This window comes from bacterium, assembly GCA_019912885.1.
Lineage (GTDB): Bacteria > Lernaellota > Lernaellaia > JACKCT01 > JACKCT01 > JAIOHV01.
In genome coordinates this window covers 1-11,550 of sequence record JAIOHV010000178.1, presented here as the reverse complement: position 1 = coordinate 11,550, position 11,550 = coordinate 1, and the positions used below count along the sequence as shown (strand labels likewise).

11 protein-coding genes are annotated in these 11,550 nt (G+C 64.0%); 3 read left to right on the top strand and 8 right to left on the bottom strand.

Features of this window, described 5'->3' with window-relative positions; all coding sequences use genetic code 11:
* Positions 1 to 227: 227 nt before the first annotated feature.
* Positions 228 to 923, bottom strand: a complete 696-nt coding sequence (locus K8I61_15690; GenBank protein ID MBZ0273481.1) for a hypothetical protein — start codon at positions 921 to 923, stop codon at positions 228 to 230.
* A 904-nt stretch (positions 924 to 1,827) separates the two neighbouring features.
* On the opposite strand from K8I61_15690, the gene K8I61_15685 reads away from it, so the two are divergent.
* Positions 1,828 to 2,076: a hypothetical protein gene (locus K8I61_15685; GenBank protein MBZ0273480.1), complete on the top strand. Its 249-nt coding sequence runs from the start codon at positions 1,828 to 1,830 to the stop codon at positions 2,074 to 2,076.
* A gap of 78 nt (positions 2,077 to 2,154) precedes the next feature.
* On the top strand, positions 2,155 to 2,772 hold the full coding sequence (locus tag K8I61_15680; protein ID MBZ0273479.1) for a phosphatase PAP2 family protein: 618 nt from the start codon (positions 2,155 to 2,157) through the stop codon (positions 2,770 to 2,772).
* Here the strand turns inward: K8I61_15680 and K8I61_15675 are convergent.
* The 4 genes from K8I61_15675 to K8I61_15660 all read right to left on the bottom strand — a co-directional run bounded on the left by K8I61_15675 (position 2,681) and on the right by K8I61_15660 (position 5,507).
* On the bottom strand, positions 2,681 to 3,889 hold the full coding sequence (locus tag K8I61_15675) for a class I SAM-dependent rRNA methyltransferase (GenBank protein ID MBZ0273478.1): 1,209 nt from the start codon (positions 3,887 to 3,889) through the stop codon (positions 2,681 to 2,683). The two genes, K8I61_15680 and K8I61_15675, sit on opposite strands and share 92 nt — an antisense overlap.
* Before the next feature lie 211 nt (positions 3,890 to 4,100).
* A complete protein-coding gene (locus K8I61_15670) occupies positions 4,101 to 4,505 on the bottom strand; it encodes a hypothetical protein (protein MBZ0273477.1) in 405 nt (134 codons plus the stop codon).
* Positions 4,506 to 4,563: 58 nt separating this feature from the next.
* On the bottom strand, positions 4,564 to 5,073 hold the full coding sequence (locus K8I61_15665) for a DUF1828 domain-containing protein (GenBank protein MBZ0273476.1): 510 nt from the start codon (positions 5,071 to 5,073) through the stop codon (positions 4,564 to 4,566).
* Positions 5,074 to 5,090: 17 nt separating this feature from the next.
* The gene (locus tag K8I61_15660) at positions 5,091 to 5,507 is read right to left on the bottom strand and encodes a hypothetical protein (protein MBZ0273475.1); all 417 of its coding nucleotides are present in this window, start codon (positions 5,505 to 5,507) and stop codon (positions 5,091 to 5,093) included.
* 141 nt (positions 5,508 to 5,648) lie between these two features.
* Here K8I61_15660 and K8I61_15655 point away from each other — a divergent pair, with 141 nt between their 5' ends.
* The gene (locus tag K8I61_15655) at positions 5,649 to 8,684 is read left to right on the top strand and encodes a radical SAM protein (protein MBZ0273474.1); all 3,036 of its coding nucleotides are present in this window, start codon (positions 5,649 to 5,651) and stop codon (positions 8,682 to 8,684) included.
* Positions 8,685 to 8,773: 89 nt separating this feature from the next.
* Here the strand turns inward: K8I61_15655 and K8I61_15650 are convergent, their stop codons facing one another.
* The 3 genes from K8I61_15650 to K8I61_15640 all read right to left on the bottom strand — a co-directional run.
* Positions 8,774 to 9,655, bottom strand: a complete 882-nt coding sequence (locus tag K8I61_15650; GenBank protein ID MBZ0273473.1) for a DUF58 domain-containing protein — start codon at positions 9,653 to 9,655, stop codon at positions 8,774 to 8,776.
* 101 nt (positions 9,656 to 9,756) lie between these two features.
* Entirely contained in the window at positions 9,757 to 10,752 is a 996-nt protein-coding gene (locus K8I61_15645) for a MoxR family ATPase (GenBank protein ID MBZ0273472.1), read from the bottom strand.
* Between the two features lie 68 nt (positions 10,753 to 10,820).
* The coding region (locus K8I61_15640) for a hypothetical protein (GenBank protein ID MBZ0273471.1) at positions 10,821 to 11,550 on the bottom strand (730 nt) is incomplete at its 5' end.

Genomic DNA, 11,550 nt, shown 5'->3' with positions numbered 1-11,550 from the left:
CGGACCGTTGATGTTGAACCGGAAAAAGATGAAGAAAAACCGCTCCACGATGATCGCCAACGCGATGACCGACACCGCCGCGATCACGTACATCACCGACCCGCCCTCGCGGAAAAAGCTCGCCAGCGTTCCACTCATCATGAGGATTCACCTCGCATGGATATCGGTCTTGCGGCCGGACGGGACATTTTATGTTCCCGCCCTTGCAAGTCAATGTGCCGAAACGCTCAAAATTCCGCGCCGGCCGAAAGGATCAGCGCGATGGGAGCGTAGAGCATCGTGATTTCCGCCTGATCGCGCTCAAGCGGCGTCACCGAATAAATGATGTCAAGACGAAGCTGACCGCCCGCGTAGAACGCCGTTCCGCGATATTTCGTGATGCGCGCGTCCACGCCGATCACGCCGAACGGCCCGAGGCCGGTGCCTGTCGCGGCCTCGTCCTCATCCTCTTCCTGGAAGGCCAGATGGTGAAGGCCGGCGCCAAGCAGCCAATACGGCATGACGACGCTTGTCGCCATGATGGATTTCCCAAAGCCCACCGAACCGCGAAACATCTCCAGGCCGTAGTCGAATTCCTGCGACGGGTTCGGCAGATCTTCGTTGTCGAATTCGATCTCCGCCGTTCCGGACTGGTACGAATAGGCCATGTCGACGTAGATGATGAGTCCGCCGCCCGCGAACAGCTTGGCGTGCGCGCCGAAGATCGGGCCGAAGCCGCCGGACGCGGAAAACGAGGCGTCCTCCTCGAGGAAGGTGGCGTTGCCGAACGGCGTGTAGCTGAAAACATACGCGCCCAGATCGGCCCCGACCTGGAAGGATTTCTTGCTGCCGAGCTTGCTCTTTTTCTTTGCGGCGTCCGCGGCGCCCGCCCCTAGTCCGATCGCAAGCGGCAGGATCAACAGGACAACAGCAAGGCGACGCATAACGATTCACTCCATGCGTTGGGGGTCGATGCATTCCCGACCCATTTCGACCGGGATTTCCAAATGAGCAACGCGTTACGCTTACCCGTTTGACCGCGGAGGGTCAAGGCGCGCGAGATGAGAAAAGAGGAAAGAGGCCGGACGCCGCGCGGCGATGATCGCGCCCGTTTCCAAAATCGCGAGTCCGACGCTCGCGATGTTACTTCCCGCGCCGCGATTTCGCCGAATCGGTCCCGCGACAGGCCTGGGGTTTTTGGTACCCGCCGGCGGCTTTGGGAGGATGGCGCGTGGCGATATTTCTCTTTCCTCGTTGCTTTTTCCTCAAACACCGTTGACATCTCCGAGGCGTTCTGCGTAGTTTTTGGGCGCTTGCGGGCAATCGTTTCGCGTCGATTTTGGAAAATCGAGGTAGGGTGCGCCGATCGGCTTCCGATGGAGCCGGACGGCCCTGCATACGAACGATCCGCGGGCATGTGGTCCGTAAGTTGACCCGCATCGAAGGAGTCATGTCATGAAACGTGCGTTGATTCTTGTTATCGGGATGGTGTTTTTAGCGGCCCTTGCCGGCTGCAAGAGCTCCGAGGCGCCCGGCACGGGAGAGCCGATGGGACAATCTCCGGCCGCACCCGCGAAGCCGGCGCCCGCGGCAACGCCCCAGCCAACCGGCGAATTGATTCACGGCGACGTGAGCCCGCCGGTCACGGCGCCGGCCGGCGAAACGACGCCGGAGCCATCACCGGCGGACACGAAACCCGAACCGGAGGAAACACCGATTGAGGGGCCGGGAAACACACCGCCGCCGGGAGCCGATGATGCCCCGGGGCCGGAAGTTCCGCCGAAGCCTCAAGGTCAGTAATGCGAGTCGGCCCATGCCGGCCCTTATCGTCAACTCAGGAGGATCGCGATGAAAAAGTCTTTTGCCCTGCTTGTAGCGCTCTGCTTCATGCTCGTCTCGCTGGCCGCCGGCTGCGGTAAGGAAGAGCCGGTCCCGGTGCCGACCCCCAAGGCCGCCACGCCGGCGCCGACGCCGCAGCCGGAGAAGAAGGTCATCACCATCGGCGAGGACGGCGACAAGAAGCTCATCAAGAAGTCGGGCGACAAGCCGGGCAAGCCGAGCAAGCTCACCAAGAAGAGCGGCAACAAGAAGAAGTAAGGAAATTCGAATTCACACGCGGCGCCCTTCCGGTCATCGGAGGGGCGCCGTGCTGTTTGGGCCGTCCCGGATCGACGCATGTCGCTGACCGAAATCGATCTCGCCCTGCTGCGCTTGGCCAATGCTGACCTGGCGGCGCCAATTCTCGACCTGGCGGCGCGCGCCCTGCAACCGGCGTGGCCGGGCATCGCCGCGGGCGCCATCGTCGCGCTTGTGCTCGCGCGGATCGATCGACGGCGCGCGATCGCCGTGGCGCTCGTCGCCGTCGCGGCGGTCATCCTGGCCGATGTCGTCAGCTCGCAGATCCTGAAGCCCCTCATCGCGCGCCCGCGCCCCACCGCGATATACGACGATCTGCGCATCGTCATCGGGCGCAAGTCGGGCCTGGGTTTTCCGAGCAACCATGCGGCGAACATGGCGGCCATCGCGACCGCGCTGGCGTTTTATTTTCGCGCCGCCGCGATCGTGGTCGCGTTGTTCGCGCTAATCGTGGGATTCACGCGCGTGTACGCGGGCGTGCACTATCCGTCGGATGTCGCCGGGGGATTTCTCGTGGGGATCGCGTGCGCCGCGCTTGTCGCCGTCGCCGCGCGGCGGTGGGATCTCAATCGTCGTATCGAGGCGCTCGGGTTCCCGGCCGGCCGACGCGCAGGAAGTACCCGCAAAGATACTCTCCCTCCGGATGGTAGATGTTGATCGGATGATCGATCGCGTGCGTCAATCGCGAGAGAATCTGCACACTCGCGCCCACGTCGAGCGCCGCGCCGAAAATGACCTTCTGGAAGAGTCCTGCGTCGACGTGCCCGGAGCACGAAAACGCGAGCACGTATCCGCCCGGATTCACGCGCAGCAGACCGCGCATGATGATCTCCTTGTAGCCGCGCAACGCGCGCGGTACCGACGCCTGGCTTTTCGAAAACGCCGGCGGGTCCAGGACGATCATGTCGAACGTCTCCTCGTCCTCGCGCAGAAAATCGAAGACGTCCGCCTCGATGAAGCTGTCCTCTCCCGCGGCGAGCTTGTTCGCTTCGTAATTGCGCCGGCCGATGTCGAGCGCCGGCCCGCTGCCGTCCACGTTCACCACGCGCCTGGCGCCGCCGACAAGCGCGGCGACGCCGAACCCGCACGTGTAGCTGAACGTGTTGAGAACGGACTTGCCCTCGGCGATGCGCTCCACGAGCCGGCGCGCGTCGCGTTGATCGAGGTAAAATCCCGTCTTCTGCCCGTGCTGGATATCGACAAAGTAGTGAAGCCCGCGCTCCCGGATCGGAACGATATCGTCCGGCGCGTCTCCGGCGAGCGTTCCGCTTTGCCTCTCGAGCCCTTCGTCGAGGCGAAAGCCGCTGTCCGAGCGTTCGTACACGACGCGCGGCGACAACTCGCGCTCGATCGCGCTCACGATGTCCTCGCGGCGTCGGTCGGCGCCCGCCGTCTGGAGCTGCAACACGACGTGTCCCGCGTAGTCGTCGATGATGACGCCTGGCAGGCCGTCGCCCTCGGAAAAACAGACGCGGTAAGCGTTCGTGTCCTCGGGCAAAAGCGCGCGTTTCCAACGGGCGGCGTCTCCGATCACGCGCGCGAAGAAGTCCACGTCGACCGGCTCGTCGTTGAAAGTGAAAACGCGCACGCGGATCTGGCTGCGGGGATTGTACGCGCCGCGGGCGAGAAACTCTCCGCGCGACGAGAACACGTCGACGAGGTCCCCCGGCTCGCCGCCGGGCTCGCGCGCGATCGCGCCGGAAAACACCCAGGGATGCCGCGCGAGCAGGCTCTTTTCGCGGCCGGGTTTCAACTCAACGACCGGGTATGTCATGGGCGAGGAATGAGAAAAAGGAAAAGGGGAGAGGGGGTAGGGGCGTCGCGATCGTCGATCGCGTCAGGAAAAATATTTCGTCGTCGATGTCCCTTCACAAGTTCACTCCTCAAATAAGTCGAATCATGCGCGCGCCGCAAAAGTTGATCGCTGTTCCCGCTTCCTGTTTCCTATTTCCTGTTTCCTCTTTCCTATTTCCTGCTTCCCGCCGTCACCCCACCTTGATCGCCACCACGGGCTGGCGCTTTCCCGGCGGCGTGAAGGACCAGACGCGGCCGTAGACCTCGATCGGCCGGCCCTCTTTCATCTCATTGACGGTCGCGGTGTATTTTCCGGCAGGCGACAGGACGACGAATTCACCGAAGTCGGTTGTCGCCTGAAACGCGTCGAACTCCTCGACGAACCCGGGCGGTAACGGATACTGGAACTTGCCCGTCAGGAAAACCGGGCGGTCGGTCCATTGCACGAGATTGCGGCGGACGTCGTAGAGCGGAACCCGGCCGAATTCGGCGTCGCCGGCCGCGCCGAAGACAACGGGCTCCTTGGCGCACGCGGCCGCCAGGATCGCGATCGACAGCAGAATCGCCGTGACCAGGTGCGGGAAATCGCGTTTCATATCCGACCTTCGTTTTCGTCGTGAAAAAATTCGCGCGTCGGTCTTGGATCGATTTCAGCTAACCGGAGCGGTGGGCGTGTGTCAAGGACGAATGGTCAGTTTCGGAGTCCAGGCGGCGGGCATCATGCGCGCGCGCCGATCTGCGCGAAAATCGTTGTGTATAGATCAGGTCGGCGATTTTGATGCAAACCTGCCCCAGATTGAAGATGGCTTCGTTGAGACCCTCGCGGTCGGGCTGGCGGATCGGGATCTCATAAGCTCCTTCAACTTCGCGAGCGCCGTGGAGTTCCAAGACGCTTTCGATGATTTCACGGCGTCGCCCACCACGCCGGAAGTTTGGTCCCAGTTGAATATCGAGCAGCCATTGGAGCGTGCCGCCGAGATCGCTCACCGCCTGCGCGGACTTCAGGCTCGTGCAATGTCGTGGTTCCAAAAAGACGTCGACAAAACCGCCTTCGGGGTACAGGAATTTTGTCGCGATTCGCACGTACCCGGTTTCGACGACGTCGATGTCGTGGATCGACGGCATGCCCTGAAGTGCGGTTCGAATCGATTTGATTTCGTCCATGCGCCGGCTCCTTACGCTCACGGAAGTATGAAATTTCCCCTGAAATTTATCAATCCAAGGTGGCACATTTCGTCGAATATATCCCGAATATTTCTTCCGGAAAGGTCATCGCGGCGATTCAAATACGGCAGATTTTTCGCGGGGCAGGCCTCGGATTGAAGCGCGTGTTTATGACTCCTTCCCGCGATGCCGTGGATCGAACCGTCGACGCACAAACGACAATTCGGACCAGTTCCCCGCGATACGATGTTGACGACCTTTTTCGCCGTCCGCTCATTGACGCTGATATTCATCAGGAGGTCCGGACTGATGGGAAGACGAATTCGAATTCCGCGATGTTCGCGAATCGAGGGACGGACAAAGCGAAGTTGAATGTCCTCGATGATCGCCTTGCCCGGAAGATCGCGAAGCGTTTCAAATTCCGTGCGATTCATAACGAACATGCCCTCCGCTTTTCGCCGAACGCCGACTTTCCGAATGGCGCCTATCGTAACGGGATTTGTGTTAGCATCAACGATCGTATGCGGATATTCCGCCGCCGCGCGCGATCGGGCGGCGTGGGGGTTTTGCACGCCTTGAGGACGATTGACGGCGATACAGCCCTTCGCTACGCGGGCATGAAGCTCGGCGACCGCGCGCTCATCGGCCCGGAGGTCGTGCAGGTCGACCTGACCGACCTGTGCCCCAACAACTGCGTCGGCTGCTGGGCGCGCTCGCCGTTTTTGCGCGACGGCGACCGATACGACACCCTCGAGCAGGGCGAGATGGAACCGCCGCTCGCGTTCCGCCTTATCGACGAGCTCGCTCGCCTGCGCGTGCGCGAGGTATTTCTCGCCGGCGGCGGCGACCCGACATGTTACAAACACCTCGTCGATTTCGTCGGGCAGGTGAAGGCCGCGGGCATGCGCTGCACGGTCAACACGAGCTTCGTGTGCACGAAAAACGACCAGCTCGACGGCCTGTGCGACGTGGGGCTCGACCACCTCATCGCCTCGGTGTGGGCGGGTAACGCGAACACCTATGCGCGCCAGCACCCGAACAAGAGCGAGCAGACCTTCGCCATTGTGACCGCGTTCCTTGAGCGCATCGTCGCGCGCCGGTCCGCCGGGCTGCCCGTGCCGACCGTGAAGATCTATCAGGTCGTGAACAATCTGAACTACCGCGAGCTGCGGGAGATGATCGATTATGCGCGCGACGTGGACGCGGACGAGGTGGAGTTTTCCGTCTTCGATCCGATCCCCGGCCGCACGTCGATGTTCACCCTGACGCAGGCGCAGATCGGATCGGTCAACAAGTTTTTCGAGAATCTGACGCCGCCGGAACGCCCGTTCGTGCACAGCGAACTGATGCTGCGCCGCCTGAACGAATACGACGCGGACAAGGGCGTGTTCGACAACGGCATCGTCGCGTCGATTCCGTGCGCCGCGGGCTGGTTCTACTCCCGCATCACGACGATGGGGCTCGTGAACGGCTGCCTGAAGGCGCACCGCGTGCCGACGGGCAACGTGCGCGAGAGCGGCGTGGCGCCCGTGTGGTTTTCGGACAAGCACAACGAATTCCGGCGCGAGACGAAAACGATCCGCCCCGACAGCAAGTGGCTGACGAAAAACATCGGTCACGACGTGAAATTTCCGCTGCCGGGGTGCTTTCGCATTTGCGACAACCTTGGCCAGAACCAGGCGATCATGCGCCGGCACGGCGGGCTGACGCCGGAAGATCACCGGCTTATCGACACCCTGGCGGCGAAGGCGAAAGGCGGCATGACGCGCGAGGCGATTGTCGCCGAAGCCGACCGGCTCGTGCGCGAGGATGCACGCCACGCCGAGGCGCCGGGGCTCGTGTCGTCGTTCACGCGCGTGCAGGTAAACGGCGGCGCCGCGAACGGCAAATCGAAAACCGGCGACGACGAGGGCGGATCGAACGGGGCCGGCGGCGCGACAAACGGCGGCGGCAACGGCAACGGATCGACGAACGCGTGGGGCAACGGCGGTACGCACGCCTCGGCGGCAAACGGCGGCGCCGCCGGTGTGACACCCGTCGCGTTCGTGACGAACCCGCGCATCAAGCGCGAGACGCCGGCGATCGAATCGACGGCGGACAACGCGCTCGTGCTCGCGGGCGATCTGGACGTATTGCACGAACATCTCGACGCGATAGCGCCGCGATTCGACGTGGCGGTCGCGCGCCTGGCCGAGCTTGGCGAACGCGGTCGCGTGCGCGTCCCGGTGACGAGCGGCAACGTTTTTCGCCTGCGCGAGATCGCGGAGCTTGTCGCCGCGCGCGCGGGGCGTTCGATCGGCGACGGCGAGCTGTGTACGCTTTCGCCCACGCCCCTTTCGATGCTGCCAAAACGCGCGGGTGCGTTTCTCGACGCCACCTCGCGCCGGCTCGCGGCGGCGGGCATCGACCTCGAGATCGATCGCGACGAGATCATGGGCGTGCTGCGCGCCGCCTCGGTCGCAAGCGGCGTGGAGACCGAACGCCTGCGCGCTCTTGGCGTTACCGCGAACCGCGCGTTCGTCGGGCCGCGCACGTTTCATCTGGATGTGACGAACACGTGCAACACGGACTGCGTTCAGTGCTGGTTTCACTCGCCGTACGCGAAGAATCGGCCGGATGCCGGCGACTTCGACATCGAGTGGAAGCGCCGGCAGATGCCGTGGGACACGTTCACACGCATCGTCGACGACCTCGCCGACATGCGCGCGGGCGAGGACGTTGTGCTTTCGGGTAAAGGCGAGCCGACGGTGCATCCGCGCATCGCGGACATGGTGCGCTACGTCAAATCAAAGGGCCTGTTCGCGACGTTGTTCACGAACGGCATTCGGCTCGATGCGCCGCTCGCCCGGGCGATCGTCGAATCGCGCTGCGACATGGTGTACGTCAGCCTTATGGCGGACGCCCCCGACACCTACGCGCGCCTGCACGAAAGCCCGCCCGCCGGCGAATTCGAGCGCGTGGTGGAGAATATCGCGAATCTCGTGCGCGAAAAACGCGCCGCGAAGGCCGACGCGCCGCGCATCGTGCTGGTCGATGTGGTGTGCAACCGCAACCACGATCGCGTCATCGAGTTCGCGCGCCTGGGGGCGTCCCTTGGCGTGGACATCCTGCGCTACCAGCTCACCGCGATCGAAAGTTATAACAAGCCATTGTCGATGACCGCGGGCGAGTTGGCGCGCGTGCGGCGCGATCTGTCGTCCGCGCGCGGCATCGCGCGCGACGCCGGGATGTCCATTGTCGAAAACATCGACCTGCAACTCGCGCGCGGCGAGGAGAACTGGTCGGGCGACCGGTATCTGCGCGAAGGGTGCTTCGCGGGCTGGTCGTTTTCGCGCGTGTGGGCCGGCGGCGAGGTGAGCTTTTGCTGCGCGCCGAAGGTGATCGCGAATCTCAACGACGCGCGCTTCGCGGATGTCTGGACCTCGCGCGACTACGACCGCGCGCGCATCGCGGGAAAGCTCATCGACTTAAACCGCGACTACAAATTCCAGAACGGCGAAACGCTCTTCAACGCGATCTGCACGCGCTGCCCGAACTACGAAGGCGTCGAGCGCCTGCGCGACGTGATGCGGCAGGCGAAGCTGCCGTCGGGGCGCGCGGCGCGCGTTTAACGAATCGCAATTCACCACAGAGGACATAGAGGACAACGGAGGATACCGTTTTCACTCTGTGTCCTCTGTGTTCTCCGTGGTGAAACCTATTACCGGAACCGGTGCGCGCGTTCGGCGAAAAATCGCACGAGTGGAGGGACCGGATCGCCGCCGGCGGTGATGCGCACGCGATCGAGCCCCAGGCGATTGAGGCGGCGCTTCCATTCGGCGTCGCGCGCGCCGGCTGCGTCGGTCCACGCCTGGCGCGTCGCGGCGTCCGACAGGTCGATCCACTGAATTTCGCCCGTCTCCGCGTCGCGCATCGGCATCAGGCCCGCGCCGGCGAGCTCGCGCTCGCGCGCGTCGCCGATGTGGATGAACACGACGTCGTGCCGGCGCGAGGTCACCTGCAACGCGCGGCCGGGGTCGGGCACGCCGACAAGATCGGTCAGCACAAACACGACGCACCGCTTTTTCTGCACGCGGCCAATGTAGTTGAGCGCGGCGGACAAGTCGGTGCCCGGCGCGCGCGGCTCCTCGTACAACACGTCGCGCACGATGCGGATCGCGTGGCGATGACCTTTTCCCGGCGGCACGAAGCTGTGCACGTCGCCCGAAAAAAGCAGCGCGCCGACCTTGTCCTGATTACGCACCGCGGACAGCGCGACGATCGCGGCGACGGTTGCGGCCGTTTCGCGCTTGGTTTCCGCCCGCGAGCCGGTCTCCATCGAACGCGAGATGTCCGCGGCGATCATGACGGTCAGCTCGCGCTCTTCCTCGAAGAGCTTGAGGTACGGACGCCCCATGCGCGCGGTGACGTTCCAGTCGATCGAGCGCACGTCGTCGCCCGCCTGGTACTCGCGCACCTCGGCAAACTCGATGCCGCGCCCCTTGAAGACGGAGTGGTATTGCCCGGCGAACGTTTCGTCGACGTGGCGCCGCGTGCGGATTTCGATGCGGCGGATTTTGCGGAGAAGGTCTTTGGGGAGCATTTAAAAAGGCTGAAAGGCTGAAAGGCTGCAAGAATCGAAGGTCATCGCAACAGCGACTGCGATGGCCTCGATCCTCAATCCTCGATCCTCAATCCTCGCGCTCACGGCTTTTGCACCTTTTCCAGGACGCGGGCGACGATGTCGTCGGACGTCATGCCCTCGGCCTCGGCCTCGTACGTGCCGATGATCCGGTGACGCAGCACATCCGGCGCGATGGTGTGCACGTCGTCGGCGATGACGAATCCACGGTGGTTCAAAAACGCGTACGCCTTCGCCGCGGCGGTGAGGTAAAGGCTCGCGCGCGGGCTTGCGCCGAGATTAATGAGCGGCGCGAGAAAATCCATGCCCAACGCGGCGGGCTCGCGCGTGGCGAACACGATGTCGAGGATGTACGAGGTGATTTTTTCGTCCACGTAAATGCGGCGCACGAGCTGCCGCAGTTCCATGATGCGTTCGGGCGTCATCAGGGCGCGAACCTCGGGCACATCGCCGCCGGAGTAGCGGCGGATGATCTCCCTTTCCTCCTGGCGCGACGGATACGAGACGCGCAGCTTCAGCATGAAGCGGTCGACCTGCGCCTCGGGCAACGGGTAGGTGCCCTGCTGTTCGATGGGGTTTTGCGTCGCGAAGACCAGAAAGGGTTTGGGAAGGACGAACGTGTGGTCGCCAAGCGTGATCTGGTGCTCCTGCATCGCCTCGAGCAGCGCCGACTGCACCTTGGCGGGCGCGCGGTTGATCTCGTCGGCGAGCACGAGGTTCGCGAACAGCGGACCCTTCTTCGCGTTGAACTCGCCCGTCTTCTGATCGAAGATCAACGTGCCGACAAGGTCCGCGGGCAGCAAATCCGGCGTGAACTGCACGCGCGCGAAGCTCCCGGAGATCGCGTGGGCGAAGGTGTTGACGGCGAGCGTTTTCGCGAGACCCGGCACGCCCTCGAGCAGGATATGCTCGCCGCAAAGCATGCCGACGACGATGCGTTCGACCATGGAACGCTGCCCGACAATGACCTTGCTCACCTCGGCGACAAGCGCGTCGACGGACGCGGCGGCGACCGTGACTTCCTCGTTCAGCGACTGGATATCCGGCGGAAGATTCATCGATACCTCTCAGAATGGGAAATCGGTCGTGCGTTGCGCGCGTTGGACAAACCGGCGGCGGCGCGGGTTCAATCGGTTTCGCGGTCCGCCGCGCGCCTCGCATCCGCGACCGCCGCTTGCGCCCGGCGCACGGCGTCCACGGCCTCGCCCACGCTTTTGGCGGCCGACTCGTCGTGACGCATGCGCGCGCAAAGGTTTGCGATGTCGCGCACGCTCGTCAAGACCGCCGCGGGAACGCCCCGCGCCGATAATTCGGAGACGCGCGTCGTCGTCGTTTCGTCCGGTACCGGCCCGGGCGCGAACAGCTCCCGCCACGTCGCGTCTTCGAGGCGCGCGAAAAACGCCGAATCGGGATTCGCGCGGGCGTCGCGGGCGAGGCGCTCGAGGGTATCGATGGGCGCCGCCGCGACGACCGGTGCGAGCCGTTTCGCGCGGCGCCGCTTCCCGAGGACGACGATCCAGAACGCGGCCAGCAACGCGACGAAAAGGGCGATCTTCGCGGCGCGCGTGGAAACGAGGCGCCCCCATGCGGTTTGCAATACCCGCACGTGAACGGTCGGCGCGATGGTCGAAAGCGTCTCGCCGTCGACGAGGTACGGCACGGTCAGGGGACCGAGATCGAATTCGCCGGCGCCGGCGCAGCGATAGGTGACGGTGGTCGTGACCGTTTTTTCGAACACGCCCTCGCGGATCGTCAGCGAGCTATTGCGGTTGACGCCACGGGTATCCAGGCCGGCGGCTTCGGGCGGCTCGAACGTCTGGATCGATACGTCGCGGCCGCGCGGCGCGATCCAGGTG